The 17,215-nt window shown below is 59.7% G+C and carries 27 protein-coding genes; 23 read left to right on the top strand and 4 right to left on the bottom strand.

The window, feature by feature from the left end:
- Positions 1-69 precede the first annotated feature (69 nt).
- Together B9Z51_RS13470 and B9Z51_RS13465 are read right to left on the bottom strand one after the other, a co-directional pair.
- A complete protein-coding gene (locus B9Z51_RS13470) occupies positions 70-480 on the bottom strand; it encodes a type II toxin-antitoxin system RelE/ParE family toxin (protein WP_108375551.1) in 411 nt (136 codons plus the stop codon).
- On the bottom strand, positions 473-793 hold the full coding sequence (locus B9Z51_RS13465; protein ID WP_108376005.1) for a type II toxin-antitoxin system Phd/YefM family antitoxin: 321 nt from the start codon (positions 791-793) through the stop codon (positions 473-475). The genes B9Z51_RS13470 and B9Z51_RS13465 overlap by 8 nt, the downstream gene beginning before the upstream one ends.
- Positions 794-1,067: 274 nt before the next feature.
- Between B9Z51_RS13465 and B9Z51_RS13455 the strand changes: the two genes are divergently transcribed.
- The 16 genes from B9Z51_RS13455 (at position 1,068) to B9Z51_RS13380 (ending at position 8,248) form a co-directional block, all read left to right on the top strand.
- Positions 1,068-1,364 carry a helix-turn-helix domain-containing protein gene (locus B9Z51_RS13455; RefSeq protein ID WP_233254964.1) on the top strand — a complete coding sequence of 99 codons (297 nt, stop codon included), beginning with the start codon at positions 1,068-1,070 and terminating at the stop codon, positions 1,362-1,364.
- A gap of 58 nt (positions 1,365-1,422) precedes the next feature.
- Positions 1,423-1,647 carry an addiction module protein gene (locus B9Z51_RS13450; RefSeq protein WP_108375547.1) on the top strand — a complete coding sequence of 75 codons (225 nt, stop codon included), beginning with the start codon at positions 1,423-1,425 and terminating at the stop codon, positions 1,645-1,647.
- Complete coding sequence (locus B9Z51_RS13445; protein WP_108375545.1) at positions 1,644-1,937, top strand: type II toxin-antitoxin system RelE/ParE family toxin; 294 nt, start codon at positions 1,644-1,646, stop codon at positions 1,935-1,937. Before B9Z51_RS13450 ends, B9Z51_RS13445 begins: the two co-directional genes overlap by 4 nt.
- 3 nt (positions 1,938-1,940) lie before the next feature.
- A complete protein-coding gene (locus B9Z51_RS13440) occupies positions 1,941-2,480 on the top strand; it encodes a DUF924 family protein (RefSeq protein WP_108375543.1) in 540 nt (179 codons plus the stop codon).
- A gap of 49 nt (positions 2,481-2,529) precedes the next feature.
- Entirely contained in the window at positions 2,530-3,174 is a 645-nt protein-coding gene (locus B9Z51_RS13435; protein ID WP_108375541.1) for a nucleotidyltransferase domain-containing protein, read from the top strand.
- Positions 3,152-3,568: a hypothetical protein gene (locus B9Z51_RS13430; RefSeq protein WP_108375539.1), complete on the top strand. Its 417-nt coding sequence runs from the start codon at positions 3,152-3,154 to the stop codon at positions 3,566-3,568. Before B9Z51_RS13435 ends, B9Z51_RS13430 begins: the two co-directional genes overlap by 23 nt.
- A gap of 141 nt (positions 3,569-3,709) precedes the next feature.
- Positions 3,710-3,994: a DUF6516 family protein gene (locus B9Z51_RS13425; protein WP_108375537.1), complete on the top strand. Its 285-nt coding sequence runs from the start codon at positions 3,710-3,712 to the stop codon at positions 3,992-3,994.
- Positions 3,991-4,344 (top strand): hypothetical protein, encoded by a 354-nt coding sequence (locus B9Z51_RS13420; RefSeq protein WP_108375535.1) that lies wholly within the window; start codon positions 3,991-3,993, stop codon positions 4,342-4,344. Before B9Z51_RS13425 ends, B9Z51_RS13420 begins: the two co-directional genes overlap by 4 nt.
- Before the next feature lie 11 nt (positions 4,345-4,355).
- The gene (locus B9Z51_RS13415; RefSeq protein WP_108376003.1) at positions 4,356-4,895 is read left to right on the top strand and encodes a DUF924 family protein; all 540 of its coding nucleotides are present in this window, start codon (positions 4,356-4,358) and stop codon (positions 4,893-4,895) included.
- A 154-nt stretch (positions 4,896-5,049) separates the two neighbouring features.
- Positions 5,050-5,367: a helix-turn-helix domain-containing protein gene (locus B9Z51_RS13410; RefSeq protein ID WP_108375533.1), complete on the top strand. Its 318-nt coding sequence runs from the start codon at positions 5,050-5,052 to the stop codon at positions 5,365-5,367.
- Between the two features lie 113 nt (positions 5,368-5,480).
- Positions 5,481-5,789, top strand: coding sequence for a nucleotidyltransferase family protein (locus B9Z51_RS13405; RefSeq protein ID WP_108375531.1), 309 nt, complete (start codon positions 5,481-5,483; stop codon positions 5,787-5,789).
- Positions 5,779-6,123 carry a DUF86 domain-containing protein gene (locus B9Z51_RS13400; protein ID WP_108375529.1) on the top strand — a complete coding sequence of 115 codons (345 nt, stop codon included), beginning with the start codon at positions 5,779-5,781 and terminating at the stop codon, positions 6,121-6,123. Before B9Z51_RS13405 ends, B9Z51_RS13400 begins: the two co-directional genes overlap by 11 nt.
- A 40-nt stretch (positions 6,124-6,163) precedes the next feature.
- Entirely contained in the window at positions 6,164-6,454 is a 291-nt protein-coding gene (locus B9Z51_RS13395; protein WP_108376002.1) for a nucleotidyltransferase family protein, read from the top strand.
- Between the two features lie 115 nt (positions 6,455-6,569).
- The gene (locus B9Z51_RS13390; protein WP_233254963.1) at positions 6,570-6,890 is read left to right on the top strand and encodes a helix-turn-helix transcriptional regulator; all 321 of its coding nucleotides are present in this window, start codon (positions 6,570-6,572) and stop codon (positions 6,888-6,890) included.
- A 56-nt stretch (positions 6,891-6,946) separates the two neighbouring features.
- A complete protein-coding gene (locus tag B9Z51_RS13385) occupies positions 6,947-7,573 on the top strand; it encodes a pyridoxamine 5'-phosphate oxidase family protein (RefSeq protein ID WP_108375525.1) in 627 nt (208 codons plus the stop codon).
- 192 nt (positions 7,574-7,765) lie between these two features.
- Positions 7,766-8,248 (top strand): SRPBCC family protein, encoded by a 483-nt coding sequence (locus tag B9Z51_RS13380; RefSeq protein WP_108375523.1) that lies wholly within the window; start codon positions 7,766-7,768, stop codon positions 8,246-8,248.
- Between the two features lie 132 nt (positions 8,249-8,380).
- Here B9Z51_RS13380 and B9Z51_RS13375 read toward each other — a convergent pair whose 3' ends face one another.
- Complete coding sequence (locus tag B9Z51_RS13375) at positions 8,381-9,100, bottom strand: SOS response-associated peptidase (protein WP_108375521.1); 720 nt, start codon at positions 9,098-9,100, stop codon at positions 8,381-8,383.
- A 235-nt stretch (positions 9,101-9,335) separates the two neighbouring features.
- On the opposite strand from B9Z51_RS13375, the gene B9Z51_RS13370 reads away from it, so the two are divergent.
- The 7 genes from B9Z51_RS13370 to B9Z51_RS13345 all read left to right on the top strand — a co-directional run bounded on the left by B9Z51_RS13370 (position 9,336) and on the right by B9Z51_RS13345 (position 15,326).
- On the top strand, positions 9,336-9,869 hold the full coding sequence (locus tag B9Z51_RS13370; RefSeq protein WP_108375519.1) for a pseudouridine synthase: 534 nt from the start codon (positions 9,336-9,338) through the stop codon (positions 9,867-9,869).
- Positions 9,870-9,914: 45 nt separating this feature from the next.
- Positions 9,915-10,550 carry an NAD(P)H-dependent oxidoreductase gene (locus tag B9Z51_RS13365; RefSeq protein ID WP_108375516.1) on the top strand — a complete coding sequence of 212 codons (636 nt, stop codon included), beginning with the start codon at positions 9,915-9,917 and terminating at the stop codon, positions 10,548-10,550.
- Positions 10,551-11,233: 683 nt separating this feature from the next.
- Positions 11,234-11,371 (top strand): hypothetical protein, encoded by a 138-nt coding sequence (locus B9Z51_RS18550; RefSeq protein WP_199227538.1) that lies wholly within the window; start codon positions 11,234-11,236, stop codon positions 11,369-11,371.
- 75 nt (positions 11,372-11,446) lie between these two features.
- Positions 11,447-12,130 (top strand): RluA family pseudouridine synthase, encoded by a 684-nt coding sequence (locus tag B9Z51_RS13360; protein WP_108375514.1) that lies wholly within the window; start codon positions 11,447-11,449, stop codon positions 12,128-12,130.
- Between the two features lie 333 nt (positions 12,131-12,463).
- On the top strand, positions 12,464-13,660 hold the full coding sequence (locus B9Z51_RS13355; RefSeq protein ID WP_158272893.1) for a tetratricopeptide repeat protein: 1,197 nt from the start codon (positions 12,464-12,466) through the stop codon (positions 13,658-13,660).
- The gene (locus tag B9Z51_RS13350) at positions 13,657-15,030 is read left to right on the top strand and encodes a murein L,D-transpeptidase family protein (RefSeq protein ID WP_108375510.1); all 1,374 of its coding nucleotides are present in this window, start codon (positions 13,657-13,659) and stop codon (positions 15,028-15,030) included. Before B9Z51_RS13355 ends, B9Z51_RS13350 begins: the two co-directional genes overlap by 4 nt.
- A gap of 2 nt (positions 15,031-15,032) precedes the next feature.
- Complete coding sequence (locus B9Z51_RS13345) at positions 15,033-15,326, top strand: 2Fe-2S iron-sulfur cluster binding domain-containing protein (RefSeq protein ID WP_108375508.1); 294 nt, start codon at positions 15,033-15,035, stop codon at positions 15,324-15,326.
- Positions 15,327-15,664: 338 nt separating this feature from the next.
- On the opposite strand, the gene ntrC is transcribed toward B9Z51_RS13345, so the two are convergent.
- Positions 15,665-17,212 (bottom strand): nitrogen regulation protein NR(I), encoded by a 1,548-nt coding sequence (gene ntrC / locus B9Z51_RS13340; RefSeq protein WP_108376001.1) that lies wholly within the window; start codon positions 17,210-17,212, stop codon positions 15,665-15,667.
- Between the last annotated feature and the right edge of the window lie 3 nt (positions 17,213-17,215).

The following is a 17,215-nucleotide window of genomic DNA, read 5'->3' as shown; positions in this document are numbered from 1 at the left end:
GGCTTTTCAACCCACGCGCAATGCTGGTGAGCATATCAAGCGCGGGGCTCAAAAAGTGAGCTTTTAGCTTCAGTCATAGGTCGATGGTGCCGACGGCCACAGCCGAGCAAAGTCAAACGAAAGCTGTCGGTGATGCCAAATGGTCAGCAGGACCACCGTGGCTTCAGTCTTGGGGCTTGCATCCTTCACCAGATACAGCATCAGGTAGTCACCGTGCAGGTATTCGCGCAGCGCATGTGGTGCGCCCGCAGGCATGGCCGTCAGCAGCGCCAGCGCTTCGGCTGACTGCGGTGGGTTGGCCAAGTAGCGCCGCCCAATGCGTGGAAAACGGCGGAAGTTCGGGATGGCGGTGGCGCGAAGCTCGGCCAGCAAGTCATCGAACGCAAAGCTGGCTTGAGCTTCCACCAAAAACGCTTCAATGGCGTCCAGGCGCTCCAAAAAGCTGGCGGTCAGCTCGACCCGGTACAGCGGATCAGCCACGTTGTTTGGCGGGTAGTTGGGTGGCGGTCTTGCGCCGTTGTTGCAGCTGGGCGAGCGCAGCGTCTGCTTCCACCGTGCGGCCTGCGGTGATGTCGGCCAGGCCACGCTTGGCGTCGTCGATCAACAGCAGGTGGATGCGTTCGCGCTCCAGCCGGTGGTAGTAGTCCAGGCGGTCAGAGTCGATCAGCGCAACGTAGCTCTCGCCGTTTTTGGTGATGATCTTCTCTGCCCCGGCCTTGGCCTGGTCGGCCAGTTCGGACAGATGGGCGCGTGCTTGCGTGAATGGCACGACGTCGCTGGCAGAAAAACCCATGACTGGTTCCTTGGACATTGCAGAATTCTGCACATTTTAAAGCGAATACATGACCACCCTGAAAACTGAATTTGCACGCTGGACGCCCATTCACGCGACGAAGCATACAGAACTCATAAAAGGCAAAAGCATCACGCAAATAGATTTCCTTTGCGTTCATTTTTGCCTTATTCTGAGAGTGGAGGGTTATGGTCGGAAGCACGCCACAGTCCTTATGAAATTATCAAAACGGATATAAAATGAAACGCTTCCAGTTGCAAGAAGGCAATCAGTCATGAGCAACAAACTGAACATGGTCGTTGGCAGCGACAACGTCTTCCACGACCTTGGCTTTGCCGAGCCTGAAGCGCAAAACCTGTTGCTGCGCGCCGACTTGGTCTCGCACATCCGCAAGGTCATCCTCAAACTCGACATCACCCAAGCCGAGGCCGCGCAACGTGCAGGCATCAGCCAGCCGCGCATGAACGATCTGATCAAAGGCCGCACCCACAAATTTACGCTGGATGCGCTGGTCAATGTGGCGGCGCAATTGGGTTACACCGTCAAGCTGTCTTTGAAGCGGGTGGCTTGAATTTCCTTGTGCGCTGAACTTCGCTAAACTGACTTGCCCCTGCCCTTTGGAGTCCAAAATGCCCACCGCCAAACAACTCTGCGATCAAGCATCTCAACTGCCCCCCGATGAGCGCATGGCTTTGGTCGATCAGATCCTGGACACATTGGATGAGCGAGACGAGTCTCTGGATGCGCAATGGGCGCAAGAGGCTGAATCCCGGCTGGCGGCTTTCCGCCGGGGTGAGGTTCAAGCCATTCCGTTGAACGAGGTCATTGCCAAATACCAAGTCAAAACGGCATGAGCGTCCGCCTTTTGCCCGCAGCTCAATCCGAGCTGGACGAGGCGATCCATTGGTATGCCCAACAAGCCCAAGGCTTGGGCGATTCGTTTTTGGTGGAGTTTCTGCGCACCATCCAGCTCATTGAGCGGCATCCACTTGGCTGGCACCCGCTTTCAAGCCAGACGCGTCGCTGTCGCCTGCGAAGATTTCCATACGGCGTTATTTACAACATCGATCAGGACGACATTTTGGTCGTTGCAGTTGCGCATTTGCACCGTCGCCCTGCATATTGGCAAGGCCGGGTGAACTGAGTCATGCAACCCCAACCCATCCTCCACTTCTGGTTCACCGAACTCACCCCCAAGCACCACTTCGCCAAAGACGCCACCTTGGACGAAACCATCCGCACGCGCTTCGGCCCCACGCTGGAGGCGGCGGCGCGTTGTGAGTTGTTTGCCTGGCGCGCCACGCCCGAGGGGCGTTTGGCCGAGGTCTTGGTGCTCGACCAGTTCTCGCGCAACGTCTACCGCGATACGCCCCGCGCCTTTGCGCAAGACGCGCTGGCCTTGGCGCTGGCCCAAGAGCTGGTGGCCAGTGGGCAAGACCGCAGCCTGCCCTTGGCGCAGCGCAGCTTTGCCTACATGCCCTACATGCACAGCGAGTCCGCCCTGGTGCACGCACAAGCGGTGGTCCTGTTTGATCAGCCGGGCATGGAAGACACCTTGCGCTTTGAACTGCGCCACCAAGCCATCATCGACCGCTTTGGCCGCTACCCCCACCGCAACGCCACCTTGGGCCGCGAGTCCACGCCTGAGGAGTTGGCTTTTTTAGGTGCGCCGGGGTCGGGGTTTTAGGTCCAAACAGCTGGCGTGCTCTGACGCCTCAAAAATACCCAAATAAGGTATGATCAAACCCGTTATGGGTACGAATACCGCTTCAATCACCTCTTCCATCGCCGACGCACTGTTTTCAAAGGTACGTCAGCGGGTGCTTGCCGTGCTGTTTGTGGCACCGGACCGCAGCTTCTACACCAACGAAGTCATTGGCCTGGTCCAGTCAGGCGCAGGCGCTGTGCAGCGCGAGTTGGCCGATCTGGCTGCAGCGGGTTTGCTCACGGTGCGCAAACAGGGCAACCAAAAACACTTTCAGGCCAACGCGGCTTCGCCCGTGTTTACCGAGCTGCGCTCTATGGTGCTCAAAACCATGGGGCTGGCCGATGTGCTGCGCGCAGCGCTCTTGCCGATTGCGCCGCAGATTACGCTGGCCTTTGTGTTTGGCTCCATGGCCAAGCAGCAAGACACCAGCGCCAGCGATGTGGATGTGCTGCTGGTCAGCGACACGCTGGGCTATGGTGATGTATTTGCGGCGCTGGAACCTGCCAGCCAAACGCTGGGGCGCCCCATCAACCCTGCCATTTACTCAGCGACCGACTTCAAAGCCCGCCAGCTGGGTGACAATGCCTTCATCAACCGCGTGATGCAACAGCCAAAAATATGGCTGATCGGTCAGGAGGAGTCACCGCAACATGAGCCCACCCACTCCACTTGAAAACCTGAGCGGCCCCAGCGGCTCACTCAAAGCAGAGCCACCCGATGCCGCCGAAATCGCGGGCTTGCTGCGCACAGGCAGCACCCGCCTGACCGATGCAACCAACGCCACACTGGCGCTGGAAAGCCGTTTTGATCTAGCCTACAACGCCGCGCACGCCTTGTGTCTGGCAGCTCTGCGCAAACAAGGCTTTCGGCCCAGCAACCGCTACATCGTCTTTCAGGCTTTGCCTCACACATTGGGGCTGGGGCCTGAGGTCTGGCGCGTTCTCGACCTGTGCCACAACAAGCGCAACTTAGGCGAATACGAGGGCATGATGGATGTTGATGAACGCTTGGTCACCGACCTGATCAAAGCCACGCAACAAGTTTGGCAAGCTTTGCAAAAGAGTTGAATTGCCAGGACATCGCTAGGGCCGCGAGTCCAAACCCGAGGAGCTGGCTTTTTTGAGTGAGCCGGGCTCGGGGTTTTGAGCCTGACTGGCAAGTGTTGTCATTCTTGACAACAAGCAAGCTGTGTTGGCACAATCGCCAACATGCCCGCTGAACTGATCACCAGATTCAAGAACATCACGCCCGATGGTGCCGTGATTGAGCTGGTGGTCTGGCGGGTGCCCGCGCCGGTTCCACCCACCAAGCACGGTTTCAAATACCGTGCGGTCTATGCCAAGGATGGCGTTCGCATCGTTGGCTTTGACAACGAGCGGGGCAAAGGCGAACACTGCCATTTGGACGGGCAAGAACTGCCCTACACATTCACCGGGGTAGATCAACTGGTGGAAGACTTCATTGCCGCCGTAGCGGCCAGGAGAACAACATGACCGAACGTTTTTTGACCATCACTTTGCAACCCGACTGGCAAGCCGGTTTGCGTGCAGCTGCCCACGCGGCGCAAAAAAACACTTACCAAGGCGAGGTGCTCAACTTTGAAAGCCCCGGCCATTTCTTTGGCCAGCTGACCGAAAAGCGCTGGGCGCTGGTACGCACCGCTCAAGGCAAGGGCGAGCTGTCGGTGCGCGAGCTGGCCCGCTTGGTGGAGCGCGACGTCAAGCGCGTACACGAAGACGTAGTCGTGCTGGCCGACCTGGGGCTGCTGGAGCGCACCGAGTCTGGCGGGGTGGTCTGTCCTTACTCGTCCATGCACATCGACATGGTTCTCAAAGCAGCATGAACCCAGCTGTCATGCAACCCCAATCCATCCTCGACTTCTGGTTCACCGAACTCACCCCCAAGCACCACTTCGCCAAAGACCCCGCCTTGGACGAAGTCATCCGCTCTAGCTTCGGCGCCACCCTAGAGGCGGCGGCGCGGTGTGAGTTGTTTGCTTGGCGCACCACACCCGAGGGTCGCTTGGCCGAGGTCTTGGTGCTGGACCAGTTCTCGCGCAACGTGTACCGCGACACGCCCCGCGCCTTTGCGCAAGACGCGCTGGCCTTGGCGCTGGCGCAAGACCTGGTGGCCAGTGGGCAAGACCGCAGCCTGCCCTTGGCGCAGCGCAGCTTTGCCTACATGCCCTACATGCACAGCGAGTCCGCCCTGGTGCACGCACAAGCGGTGGTCCTGTTTGATCAGCCGGGCATGGAAGACACCTTGCGCTTTGAACTGCGCCACCAAGCCATCATCGAGCGCTTTGGCCGCTACCCCCACCGCAACGCCATCCTCGGTCGCCAGTCCACGCCCGAGGAGCTGGTGTTTTTGAGTGAGCCGGGGTCGGGGTTTTGAGATCATCATGGTTTTGTCATCGGCCTGAATACCCTTGGATGCAGAACCTCAACGGAACTGCTCAACTCAAGACCCATACGCCTGAGAAGCGCAAACCAAGGCGCTGCTGCGCTTTGGCGCGCAGTATCGGCTGCAACGCATTCAGGCGGCCGACATGATCACCACCGACGAAGCCGCTGCCCTGTCGGGCACCACCCGCGTGACCATGAACGCCTGGATCAAAAGCGGCCGCTGCATTGGTGTGTCGCACCTGCGCCGGGGCTACAAGCTGCCCCGCTGGCAATTCGAGTCATTCATCTTTCCGGTCATCGCGCCCATGGCTGCGGCCTTGGCCTCGACCGACGGCTGGCAATTGCTGGCTTTCCTGGAAAGCCCGCACCCGGCACTCGACGGTCAGTCACCCCGCACCGCGCTGGAGCAAGGCACACCCGCCCAGCGCGTGATCGATCTGGCGACGGCAGAGGGGCATTGACCGCCTATTGCCTTCAACTCCCGCAGCTTGCGTGCATTGCGCTGTTGGTTTTTCGGACTCAGATTGAGAGGGCTCTTGGGCCGATTGCCGCAGAACCTCGCTAAACTTGCCCCATGCACCCCGCCATTGCCCAACACCGCGCCGATATTTCGGCCATCTGCCAGCGATACCAAATCCGCCGGCTGGAGGTGTTCGGCTCGGCCGCACGTGCCGATGACTTCGACGCCGAGCGCAGCGATGCCGACTTTTTGGTGGAGTTTTCACCCGAAGCCCCTGCAGACTTGCACCGCTTTTTTGGTATCAAGTCAGAACTGGAGACACTTCTGGGACGTGGGGTCGATCTGATCGAGCCGGGTGCCGTGCGCAACCCCTTCGTGCTGGCCAGCATCAACCAGCACCGCGAGTCGATTTATGCAGCGTGACCCTCGCGCATTTTTGTGGGATGTGCGTGAAGCGGCGTTGGCCATCCAAACCTTCACGTCAGGGTTGGACGTTACCGCCTACGAAAATAATGAACTGGTTCAGGCAGCCGTTGAACGCAAGTTTGAAGTGATTGGGGAAGCACTCAATCAACTTTCAAAATTGGATGCAGCCATGGCCGCACAGCTGCCCGACTTGCCTCAAATCGTGGCGTTTCGCAACCAACTGATCCACGGCTACGCTACCGTCAACCCCAGCACGGTGTGGACCATTGCTCAACAATCCCTGCCTGGCTTGATCACCGTTGTTCAGGCTTTGCTGGGCGAGCAACCTTAAATCAAGCTTGCAAGAAGCCCTGAGCTTCAAGTCAGCATCCATGCGCCCATCCGAAGTTCTCAGCCAACACCGCGACGCCGTCTGCCAAGCCGCAGCACGTTATCGCGTGGCGAATCCGCGAGTGTTTGGTTCGGCTTTGCATGGCCACGACGTCGAAGGCAGCGACTTGGATTTGTTGGTCGACCCTCTGCCCGGCACCACACTGTTTGACCTGGGTGGCTTGCAAGACGAGTTGCAAACCTTGTTGGGTGTGTCCGTGGATGTGCTCACGCCCAAAGACTTGCCGCCCAAGTTTCGGGATGTGGTGGTGCAAGAAGCCCGCCCGGTATAAAAGCCGTGGTTTGGGACACGTTGCAAACCGCCCTGCCCACACTCAAAGTTCAGCTCGATTCCATCGGTCTTGAGTGAGCTTGTGTCGGGCTTTTAGAAACTGAAGAATGTGCAACATGGCTGAAACTGGCTACAAACCCGTGCCGCACGACGCGGCTTTTCGCAAAGCACTGCTGGCCAAGCCCGGCGTGCAAAAGGCGTTTGATGATCTGGAAGAGGAATACACCGCACTGCACGCCATGCTGGAAGCACGTCAAGCCGCAGGCCTGACCCAAGCGGATGTGGCCTCGCGCATGGGCACAACGGTTTCAGCTGTGTCCAGACTGGAAGCGTCTTTGCGCAGCGAAAAGCATTCGCCCTCGTTTGCCACACTGCGGAAATACGCGCAGGCTTGCGGCAAAAAATTGGTCATTCAGATGGTACGAATTGCACAATGATTCCGGCACTGGACGGCCAGTCACCCCGCACCGCGCTTTAGCAAGTCACACCCACCATGACAGCCCATCACATCACCACCCTCACCGCCCTGCGCCAGCTCTACGGCCCCGCCCGTGAGCGTTCGCTCAAAAAAGAAATCCCTGCACTCGATGCGCACGCTACGCAGTTCATTGGCCTGTCGCCTTTTGTGGTGATGGCCAGCACGGGTTCAGCGGGCGACATGGACGCATCACCGCGCGGGGGTGAGCCGGGTTTCGTCAAGGTGACCCACGCGCACACGCTGCTGGTGCCCGATGCGCCGGGCAACAACCGGCTGGACACGCTGGAGAACATCATCGCCACCGGGCGTATCGGCTTGTTGTTCATGGTGCCGGGTTTTGACGAGACCTTGCGCGTGAATGGCCATGCGGTGCTGTCCACCGACCCGGCCGATCTGGCGCTGTGCGTTGATGCGCGGCGCACGCCTGCGCTGGTGATTCGCGTGGCGGTGGAGTCGGTGTATTTGCATTGCGCCAAGGCGTTCATGCGCTCCAAGCTGTGGGACGCTTCACGCCAGGCTGACCGGGCACGGCTGCCCAGCATGGGCGAGATGATGCGCGACCAGATCCGCGCCTTCAAAGGCGAAGAGATCGAGGCCGAAACACAGGCTCAGATGCTGGAGCGATACCGGCAGTCGCTGTGAGCCCCATCGACAGGCCAAGTGACAGTACAAGTGACAGGCCAAGTTGTTCCGCCCGTCTGTGCATGAACTTGTGGACAAGGCCGTGGACATCCGTGCAAACCCTTGTTGCATGCGGCCTGCGACAATGTGCCTGCTAAACAGGCAAGCCATCATTGGATGGCTTTCACCCCTCCTTCAAAGCTTATTTTTTAAATGCCATCCAACACCATGCCCCTTGCCACCAATGCCCGTGAGTTGGTGCTCACGCGCCTGATCAATGTGCCGCGCCACCAGCTGTTTCGCTGCTGGACGGAGCCTGCGCTGATCGTGCAGTGGTTCACGCCGCCGCCCTGGAAAACCATTCACGCCGAGATGGATGTGCGCCCGGGTGGGGCCAGCCGCATCGTGATGCAGGGGCCGGACGGCACCGAGGTGCCCAATCTGGGCGTTTATCTGGAGGTGGTGCCCGATGCGCGGCTGGTGTTCACCGATGCCTACACCGGCGACTGGCAGCCGTCGGCCAAGCCGTTTTTCACCTGCGTATTGACGTTTGAAGACGAAGGCGGCCAGACCCGTTACACCGCACGCGCCCGGCATTGGTCAGCCGAAGACTGCGCTGAACATGAAAAAATGGGCTTTCATGAGGGCTGGGGCATCGCCACCGACCAACTGGCTGCGCTGGCCGCAACGCTCTGACAGCCGGGTTGTGGGCTGCCTGCCAAGTTGTCCCGGGCTTCTGTGAATGAAGCTGTGGACAAGAGCGGGGATATCCTCGCAAACCCTTAGCCCGCTTGGTCTGGAACAGATTGCTCGTTTAATAAGCAACCTTTAAGTTTTACTTTTTTGCACCGGATTGGCCAGCAGCAATTGGGCCGGATAGGCACGCATGAACTCCCGTGCCTTGTCGGTTGGGGCGCTGAGCCAGGCGGCCCAGCTGCCTTCGTTCAGGATGGCGGGCATGCGTTTTTCGTTGCCGTTTTGCTGATAACGGTTCATCAGCGCGTGGCTGTTGGCGTTGACCGTGAGCAAGGTGAAGCTGGTGATTTCTTCGCCGTCTTTGGCCCAGCGTTCCCACAAGCCGGCAACCCCCATGGGCTTGCCGTCCACCCGCGCGATGCGGGTGGGCACGGCTTTGCCACTGCGCCAATCGTCTTCAAAAAAGGCCTGCATCGGGATGATGCAGCGTTGGCCGCTGAGCCATGTGTCCCGGGTGTTGGTGGATGTGCTCATGGTTTCGTAGCGCGTCACAGCCAGCTTGGTCGAGCGCAGTTTGGCATCTGACGCCGATTTGACCCAGGTGGGCACCAAGCCAAATTGGCCTTGTGCCAATTCCATGACCAACGGCGCTGCTTGGAGCGCTGGGGCTGACGCGTCTGCGCCAGGTTCCGACGGCTGCGCAGTCACCGGGCTGGACAGCAGCGCTTTGCGGATGAAAAAGCCCTGCTTGCGCGGCCAGACTTCTTTGTCCAGCAAATGGGCGGGGGCTGCGATGCCAAAGGCTTCAGCATAAAGGTCGGCGCTTTTCAGGCATTCGTATTGGGTGCTCATGCGGGGGATGCTAACCCACACATGATGGATCCGGCCCGATGAAGTCCCAGCAGCGAGTAGCCAGTTGGGCGCATTTTGTGGGAGCTTGCCCTGCAAGCGAAAAGACTGTGGTCCACCAGCGTCTGATCGCCAGCAGGGCTGTCTCCCACAAGATTCAAATTGAAGCCACCATGCAAAGCCCGGACCACACGACCTGATACGCTCGCGGCCTTACCCCCATGCGCCGCTCCTCCTCATGCTCATCCGTTTCAACAAGCCCTACGGGGTGCTCAGCCAGTTCACCCCCGAGGGGCGCTGGCGCGGGCTCAAGGACCACATCGACCTGCCCGGCGTGTATGTGGCCGGGCGGCTGGACGCCGACAGCGAGGGCTTGCTGCTGCTGACCGACGACGGTCAGTTGCAGGCGCGCATTGCCGATCCGCGCTTCAAGATGGAAAAGACCTACCTGGTGCAGGTCGAGGGCGTGGTGGATGACAAGGCCCTGACCGCTTTGGCCCGGGGCGTGACGTTGAACGACGGCCCCACCCTGCCTGCCCGCGCCCAGGCGGTGGTGCCGCCTGCCGACCTGTGGCCGCGCAACCCACCCATCCGCGAGCGTCAGAACATCCCCACATCATGGTTAGAGCTGTCCATCCGCGAGGGTCGCAACCGCCAAGTGCGCCGGATGACAGCCGCCGTGGGTTTGCCCACGCTGCGCCTGATCCGCACGGCCATTGGCCCTTATCACTTGCGTGACCTGCCGATAGGCTCTTGGCAGCCCGTGGATTGAGGTTTGAGACAAAATGGTCCGTTTTCACCCCCCTAAAAGGAAAAAATGTCTGAATTGATGAACAAAATGCAGTGGCGCTACGCCTGCAAAAAAATGGACCCGAGCAAAGTTGTGCCCCAGAACAAAGTGGACCGCATCGTCGAAGCTGCCCGCTTGGCCCCTACTTCCAGCGGTCTGCAGCCGTTTGAGGTGATCGTGGTGACCAACCCGGCCGTGCGCGCCCAGATCCAGGCCAAAGCCCACAACCAAGCCCAAGTGACCGAAGGCTCGCATCTGCTGGTGTTTGCCGCATGGGACAACTACACCGCCGAGCGCATCAATACCTACTTCGACTACACCAACACTGAGCGCGGTGGCACCAACGAAGGCTGGGAAAACTATCGCAAGATGCTGCTGGCCAACTACCCAGGCCGCCCCGCCGAAGTGAACTTCGAACACGCTGCCCGTCAGGCTTACATCGCTTTGGGCGCTGCGCTCATCTCGGCTGCATTTGAAGAAGTCGACGCCACCCCGATGGAAGGCTTTGTGCCGCCAGCCGTGGACGAGATCCTGGGCCTGGCCGCTCGTGGCCTGCGAAGCGTCGTCATCGTGCCGCTGGGCTACCGCGCCGAAGGCGACTGGCTGGTGAACCTCAAAAAGGTACGCCGTCCCGTCGAACAGTTCGTCACCGAGGTGAAGTAATCACCCCAGCGCCCGACTCGAAGACCCCATGTCGGGGTCTTCGACCACCGACCTACAAAATGGCACAGGCAGCCTCGTAGGTCGGTACTCGAAGAGTCCGACATTTTGTGATTCAAGGTCACGGCCAGCAAAAGCAGCTGCGCTCAGCGTGCGTTTGTCGGGGTCTTCGACCACCGACCTACAACATCCCCGCAATCCATCGTCCCGCCATCCTGTTGTCCTGCCCCGTAGGTCGGTATTCGCAGAGTCCGACATTTTGTGATTCAACGTCACTGCCAGCACAAGCAGCTGCGCTCAGCGTGCGTCTGTCGGGGTCTTCGACCACCGACCTACAACATCCCCGCAATCCATCGTCCCGCCATCCTGTTGTCCTGCCCCGTAGGTCGGCACTCGCAGAGTCCGACATTTCTTGATTCAAGGTCACGGTCAGCAAAAGCAGCTTCACTCAGCGTGCGTCTGTCGGGGTCTTCGACCACCGAACTACAACATCCCCGCAATCCTGTTGTCCTGCCCCGTAGGTCGGTACTCGCAGAGTCCGACATTTCTTGATTCAAGGTCACTGCCCGCAAATCCCACGTCCCGCATCCACTGAAAAGGTTTCGTGACGCCATCGCCGACTTCGCTCTGTTTTGTGCCTTACCATCGAAGCCATCTCAAACCGGGATGACCACCGAGGAACTACCATGGCCAAAGGCGAACAACGCAGCAACAAAATGGCTAAAAAGCCTAAAAAAGACACCACGCCACCGAAGACGTTCACATCAGACCGTCCCATGGCGCCGACCACTTTTGTGGCACCACGCGGCAAAAAGCCAGCTTGAATTCCCCCTGCAACGCCTGCCCGCCTTGCGGCAGAGGGCAGCGCCTGACCACTGCGGTTTCTTGAACGTTTTTGAATGACCCCGATCCACGAAGACGAGCACATGCTGGTGCTCGAAAAACCCAGCGGCCTGCTGTCTGTGCCCGGCCGTGGCCCGGACAAGCAAGACTGCCTGTCCAAGCGCGTTCAGGACATTTACCCCGAAGCGCTGGTCGTGCACCGGCTGGACCAGGACACATCGGGCTTGCTGATGATGGCACGCGGCATTGAAGCGCAACGCCGTCTGAGCCGTTTGTTTGAAACCCGCCAGGTCAAGAAGCGCTACGTGGCGGTGGTCGCAGGGCATCCGCTGCAAACCCAGGCTACAGCCGCTGTGGATGAAGATGGCTGGCGCACGATTGATGGCCCCATCCTGCTCGATTGGGAGCGTCGCCCCATTCACATCATTCACCCGGATGGCAAACCCAGCCGCAGCCGCTGGCGTGCGCTGCAAACCAGTGACACCGCCACGCTGGTGGAGCTGGAACCCGTGACAGGCCGCACCCACCAACTGCGCGTGCACTTGCAAAGCATCGGTCACCCCATGCTGGGCGACTCGCTGTACGCACCGCCCGACATCAAGGCCCTCAGTCCGAGGCTGATGCTGCACGCACAAGAGCTGGCGTTTCCACACCCATTTACCGAGATCTGGATGTCATTCAACGTGCCGACCCCATGGTCTGCGAATGCGCCCTATTTGTCCGCTGCGGCTGGACACTGAAACATCTCACACAACGGCGGTGCATGCTTAGCCGGTTTTATGCATGCAACACTGATCTGCATGCCACGTTGTCAGCGGATGTGCAGCAGGGCAGCCTGCCGAGACAAAACCGCATGCACACCTTGACAATGCCCTCCGGACAGCGCCAGGCGGCAAGCCTGGCCATACAAAAGTACACAAGGGTTCGGGGCAATCACTGGCTACAATTCTTTGGTTTAAGAAATCGTATTGCTGGCTATGTTGTTTGATCATTATTTGCAGTCCTTTGCAGTAACCCGACGCACTCTCTCGAGGACAACTTGGGCACGCGGGGCCGCACTGGGCTTGGGGCTCATGGGAGCTCACCTGGTGCATGCAGCACTGACCACACAGGACACGATCAAACAGGCCATTCAAGCGGGTCAGCTGGATCAGGCGCTCAAACTGGTGCAACAAGAACGCCAAGCCCACCCTCAAGAAGTTCAGTTCCAGTTCATGGAAGGGGTCGTTCTGGCCCAGCAAGGTCAAACCGACAAGGCCATCGAGACCTTCAAGAAAATCACGGATTCTCATCCCGATCTGTCCGAGGCCTACAACAACCTCGGGGTGCTTTATGCCGCCAAGGGCCGCCTGGAAGAATCGCGCAGTTACCTCGAAAAAGCCCTGCAAACGCACCCCAGTTACGCAGCGGCGCACCGTAACCTCTCGGATGTGCACAGTCAATTGGCCAAACAGTCTTACGCCAAGGCCTTGCAAGTCGACCCCAAGGCCAAAATCAGTGCACCTCAGTTGACCTTGCTCGGCAGCATTGGCCGTGACAAGCAAAGTGCTACCCCTTTGACCAGCAGTCCTGCATCGCCCATGGCCGAAACGCCAAAATCTGCGGTGCCGTCAGCGGTTGCACCGACGCCCTCCACAGCACCTGTTGCACCCGTGGCCCCTGCGGTGGTGGCATCGGCCCCAGCTCAGGCCCTGCCCGCAGCCAAATCCGCCCCTGCCGTGGCCGCCGCAGCTGCGCCAACGGCACCCGTGGCGCAAGTGACCCCACAAGTGGTCAAAGCCCCCGAGCCCAAAGCACCACAGGCCAAACCAACTGAGGCGAAACAAGCTGCACCGGCCACAACGCCCTCGCCCACCAAGCAGCCTGCCGCTGCCACGCATGAGGCGTCCAAAGCCGCAGCTGCAACGCCCAAGGTGCAGGCACCAGCCAAGACCGATGAAGCCGACGTGCGCGCTGCCGTACAGGCCTGGGCCAAGGCCTGGAGCCAAAAGGACATGCCGCATTACCTGGCGGCTTACAGCAGCACTTTTGCAGGAGCCGATCGGCAGTCGCGCACCAAATGGGAAAGTGACCGCCAAGTGCGAATCCTCTCCAAGAAAAGCATTGCCGTTGCCGTCAACAACCTCAAAATTGAAGTCAATGGCACCAAAGCCACGGCCCAATTCCAGCAAGTCTATGAATCCGACAACTTCAAGGGCAATAGCCGCAAAACGCTGGAGATGGTCAAGCACGGTGATCGATGGCTGATTGCTCGTGAGACAGTCAATTGAGCTGGCTCAAGGCATTGACCCAACGCCTCAATCGCTTTTGGCCAAACGCCCTGAGCCACCCCAGGCGTCTGCGCTGGGCCTGGCCGAGCTTGCTGGTGGTTTTGCTGGCGTTTGTCGCCTGGTGGTTCTCTGCCTTTCACGAAATCTCCGATGTCGACTCCAATGCACTGACCAATGCCCAAGCCACATCTGGCCCCATGGGCTGGCGCATCGAATTTGAACCCGCCCCAAACGAGCCCACTGCGGCGAGCCCAGACCCCGAAACCCTGGTCAGACGCATTTATGCGCAGCTGGGCAATGGTGATCGCGCCAAGGCCCTGGCCACGGCGGCCAGCCTGACGGCGCAGTTTCCCAACTTTCAGCTGGGGCAGCTGCTGTATGCCGACTTGCTCAACATCAGCTCACGTCAGCCCATTCATGGCGATGAGATCAACGAAGAAACCCAACCTTCTGCCTTGAAGCGCCTGCAAGAGCTGGTGCTCGAAGCCACACGCAGGCTCAGCCACCCTGAGGCCCACGCCCTGCAAGGACAAATCCCGGCAGCCTTGGCCTTCCTTGACCCGCAGCAAGCCTATGTCGCAGCAGTGGATGCTTCGCGCTCGCGCCTGTACTGGTTCGCCAACCGCACCGGGGCAGACGGTAAACCCCAGCTCGAATTGCTCAAGGAAACCTATATTTCTGTGGGCATCAATGGGGTGGGCAAGCTCAAGGAAGGCGATGGCAAAACCCCGCTGGGGATTTACTTCATTCAAAAAAACCTGCCGGGCGCCACCTTGCCCGATTTATTTGGGGTGGGCGCCTTGACGCTGAACTACCCCAGTGCCATCGACATCATGCGCCGCAAGTCGGGCTCGGGCATCTGGCTGCACGGCACGCCCAGTGCGCAGTACGCCCGGGCACCCGAATCCACCGATGGCTGTGTGGTGCTGGCCAATCCGGAAATGGAAAAGTTGCTGAACTTGCCGGATCTGCGCATGACACCCGTCATCATTGCCGAAAAGCTCGATTGGGTGCCCGCCGGTGGCGCATCCAGCCTGTACGCAGATTTCAAACCGACCCTGAACCAATGGCTACAAGCGCGCAATGGCCTCGATCCGGACGTCTTGAAGCAGCACTACAGCAGCCGCTTTGAGCGCGACGAAATGGACCTGACTTACTGGTGGCCCAAATTGGCCAAAGTGTCACTGGGACACTACAAAAGCAAGCCCTTGCAACTGATGTCCGTGCTGCGCTGGCACGACGCACAAGACACCCTGGTGGTCACCATGAAAGACCCCAACCAAAAAAACATCAATGCCTACCAATACCTGCGTACTTACTGGCAAAAGGAAGGCTCGGCCTGGAAGTTGATCTTTGAAGGACCGACCTGAGCATGGGCCAAGACATCCCGTTCTTTAACGCCCGCATCGAGCCCGACGGCGGCAGTTTTGATGCCTGGCGAGAGCAGTCCTTGCTCGACTCCATTGAACAAGGCGGTTTGCAGTGGCCCAGCTCCTGCCGCTCGGGCAGCTGCCGAACCTGCATCGGCCACCTGCTCAGCGGCCATGTGCGCTACGAGATGGCCTGGCCAGGCTTGAGCGCTGAAGAAAAAGCCGACGGCTGTGTCCTGCCATGCGTGGCCTTTCCCGTCAGCGATGTGGTGCTCAAAGACCCCTTCGCTGACTGAACCTCATCGATGCATCAAAACCATCGTCGGACTCTTCGAGTACCGACCTACGAGGCAGGACAACAGGATGGCGGGACGATGGATTGCGAGGATGTTGTAGGTCGGTGGTCGAAGACCCCGACATTTGACGTGTGAGCCGCAAACGCCTGAAAACACGTCGTTTGGTTTCACCGCAATGTCGGACTCTTCGAGTGCCGACCTACGGGGCGCGCTGCGGTTTGTAGGTCGGTGGTCGAAGACCCCGACATGTACCCACACACATGCCAAGCCCGAATAGGCGATGTGGGTACTTGGACCACGTCGGACTCTTCGAGTGCCGACGGAAATGACTCGACCCTTTACTCTTCGATGCCCAACTCCTGGATCTTGCGGGTGATGGTGTTGCGGCCGATGCCCAATTTTTGGGCGGCTTCGATGCGTCGGCCCCGGGTGGTGGCCAAGGCGGCCTGGATCAGGCTGGTTTCAAAGCGGCGCGTGAGCACATCCCACACATCGGTGCGGTCGGTGGCCAGCAGGCGCAAGGCCTCGGCCTCGAGACCGGGCTCCCAGGTGCCAGACGCCAAAGCGGTTGAACTAGGTGCTGACAAAGGCGCAGCAGCCCAAGCGGCACTGGCGTCTGCAGAGGCCGAAGGGGCAGCACCGGACACTGGCTGCACAGCGGGGGCCAGGGGCGCCTCGGCTTGAGGCGTCATGCTCTCGGACGCCGCCACCGCAGGCGCTTGCACGTCCAGCACTTCAGGCGGCAGGTCTTTGGTTTCGATCACTTGCGCTGGGGCCATCACGGTCAACCAGTGACAGATGTTTTCCAGCTGGCGCACATTGCCCGGAAACTGGAAATGGCTCAAGCGCTCAATGGCAGCATCCGAGATGCGCTTGGGCTCCACCCCCAGCTGCTGGGCACTGCGCTGCAAAAAGTAACGCGCCAGCATGGGAATGTCTTCGCGGCGCTCACGCAAAGCGGGCAAGCGCAGCCGGATCACGTTGAGCCGGTGGTACAAGTCTTCGCGGAACACGCCTTCCTTGACGCGTTGCTCCAGGTTTTGGTGGGTGGCGGCAATCACGCGCACATTGGCCTTGACGGCGCTGTGCCCGCCCACGCGGTAAAAGTTGCCGTCCGACAAGACGCGCAGCAAGCGGGTCTGCAGGTCAAAGGGCATGTCGCCGATTTCGTCCAGAAACAAGGTGCCGCCATCGGCCTGCTCAAAGCGGCCCCGGCGTGTGGTTTGTGCACCGGTGAAGGCACCACGCTCGTGACCAAAGAGTTCGCTCTCCAGCAAGTCTTTGGGAATGGCCGCCGTGTTGATGGCGACAAAGGGCTGGTGGGCACGCGGTGAGTGTTTGTGCAAGGCATGGGCCACCAGCTCTTTGCCCGAGCCCGATTCGCCCGTGATCAGCACCGTGACATGACTTTGCGCCAAGCGGCCAATGCCGCGAAACACGTCTTGCATGGCCGGGGCCTGGCCCAGCATTTCGGGGGTGTCGACCTGTGTTTTTTCTGTCACCTCTTCACGCTGGCTTTCGCCCACGGCACGGCGGATCAGCTCCACCGCTTTGGGCAGGTCAAACGGTTTGGGCAGGTATTCAAACGCACCGCTTTGAAAGGCCGACACCGCGCTGTCCAGATCGGAAAACGCGGTCATGATGATGACCGGCAAGGCGGGCAGGCGCTGCTTGATGGTGGTCAGCAAATCCAGGCCCGAACCACCGGGCATGCGGATGTCGCTCACCAGCACTTGCGGGCCCTCTCGGCCGTCTTCGGAATCCAGCGCCTTCAAGACCTCGCGTGGATTGGTGAAGCTTCGGGTGGGCAAGCCTTCGCGCAAGAGTGCTTTTTCAAGCACAAAGCGGATGGATTGGTCATCGTCTACGATCCAGATCGGCTTCATCAA

The sequence above is a fragment of the Limnohabitans sp. T6-5 genome (assembly GCF_003063315.1).
Taxonomy (GTDB): Bacteria; Pseudomonadota; Gammaproteobacteria; order Burkholderiales; family Burkholderiaceae_C; genus Limnohabitans_A.
Note: the sequence above shows the minus strand (reverse complement) of the source record. Positions and strands in the feature narration are given on the sequence as shown.

Excerpts from the sequence above, each read along its gene's own strand:
- B9Z51_RS13445 (WP_108375545.1), top strand. The coding sequence starts at position 1,644 with ATGAGCGTCCGCCTTTTGCCCGCAGCTCAATCCGAGCTGGACGAGGCG.
- B9Z51_RS13400 (WP_108375529.1), top strand. The coding sequence starts at position 5,779 with ATGCAGCGTGACCCTCGCGCATTTTTGTGGGATGTGCGTGAAGCGGCG.
- B9Z51_RS13360 (WP_108375514.1), top strand. The coding sequence starts at position 11,447 with ATGACCCCGATCCACGAAGACGAGCACATGCTGGTGCTCGAAAAACCC.
- B9Z51_RS13410 (WP_108375533.1), top strand. The coding sequence starts at position 5,050 with ATGATCACCACCGACGAAGCCGCTGCCCTGTCGGGCACCACCCGCGTG.
- B9Z51_RS13345 (WP_108375508.1), top strand. The coding sequence starts at position 15,033 with ATGGGCCAAGACATCCCGTTCTTTAACGCCCGCATCGAGCCCGACGGC.
- B9Z51_RS13435 (WP_108375541.1), top strand. The coding sequence starts at position 2,530 with ATGATCAAACCCGTTATGGGTACGAATACCGCTTCAATCACCTCTTCC.
- B9Z51_RS13455 (WP_233254964.1), top strand. The coding sequence starts at position 1,068 with ATGAGCAACAAACTGAACATGGTCGTTGGCAGCGACAACGTCTTCCAC.
- B9Z51_RS13365 (WP_108375516.1), top strand. The coding sequence starts at position 9,915 with ATGTCTGAATTGATGAACAAAATGCAGTGGCGCTACGCCTGCAAAAAA.
- B9Z51_RS13425 (WP_108375537.1), top strand. The coding sequence starts at position 3,710 with ATGCCCGCTGAACTGATCACCAGATTCAAGAACATCACGCCCGATGGT.
- B9Z51_RS13355 (WP_158272893.1), top strand. The coding sequence starts at position 12,464 with ATGGGAGCTCACCTGGTGCATGCAGCACTGACCACACAGGACACGATC.
- B9Z51_RS18550 (WP_199227538.1), top strand. The coding sequence starts at position 11,234 with ATGGCCAAAGGCGAACAACGCAGCAACAAAATGGCTAAAAAGCCTAAA.
- B9Z51_RS13375 (WP_108375521.1), bottom strand. The coding sequence starts at position 9,100 with ATGAGCACCCAATACGAATGCCTGAAAAGCGCCGACCTTTATGCTGAA.
- B9Z51_RS13465 (WP_108376005.1), bottom strand. The coding sequence starts at position 793 with ATGGGTTTTTCTGCCAGCGACGTCGTGCCATTCACGCAAGCACGCGCC.
- B9Z51_RS13440 (WP_108375543.1), top strand. The coding sequence starts at position 1,941 with ATGCAACCCCAACCCATCCTCCACTTCTGGTTCACCGAACTCACCCCC.
- ntrC (WP_108376001.1), bottom strand. The coding sequence starts at position 17,212 with ATGAAGCCGATCTGGATCGTAGACGATGACCAATCCATCCGCTTTGTG.
- B9Z51_RS13370 (WP_108375519.1), top strand. The coding sequence starts at position 9,336 with ATGCTCATCCGTTTCAACAAGCCCTACGGGGTGCTCAGCCAGTTCACC.
- B9Z51_RS13380 (WP_108375523.1), top strand. The coding sequence starts at position 7,766 with ATGCCATCCAACACCATGCCCCTTGCCACCAATGCCCGTGAGTTGGTG.
- B9Z51_RS13395 (WP_108376002.1), top strand. The coding sequence starts at position 6,164 with ATGCGCCCATCCGAAGTTCTCAGCCAACACCGCGACGCCGTCTGCCAA.
- B9Z51_RS13450 (WP_108375547.1), top strand. The coding sequence starts at position 1,423 with ATGCCCACCGCCAAACAACTCTGCGATCAAGCATCTCAACTGCCCCCC.
- B9Z51_RS13430 (WP_108375539.1), top strand. The coding sequence starts at position 3,152 with ATGAGCCCACCCACTCCACTTGAAAACCTGAGCGGCCCCAGCGGCTCA.
- B9Z51_RS13390 (WP_233254963.1), top strand. The coding sequence starts at position 6,570 with ATGGCTGAAACTGGCTACAAACCCGTGCCGCACGACGCGGCTTTTCGC.
- B9Z51_RS13415 (WP_108376003.1), top strand. The coding sequence starts at position 4,356 with ATGCAACCCCAATCCATCCTCGACTTCTGGTTCACCGAACTCACCCCC.
- B9Z51_RS13405 (WP_108375531.1), top strand. The coding sequence starts at position 5,481 with ATGCACCCCGCCATTGCCCAACACCGCGCCGATATTTCGGCCATCTGC.
- B9Z51_RS13420 (WP_108375535.1), top strand. The coding sequence starts at position 3,991 with ATGACCGAACGTTTTTTGACCATCACTTTGCAACCCGACTGGCAAGCC.
- B9Z51_RS13385 (WP_108375525.1), top strand. The coding sequence starts at position 6,947 with ATGACAGCCCATCACATCACCACCCTCACCGCCCTGCGCCAGCTCTAC.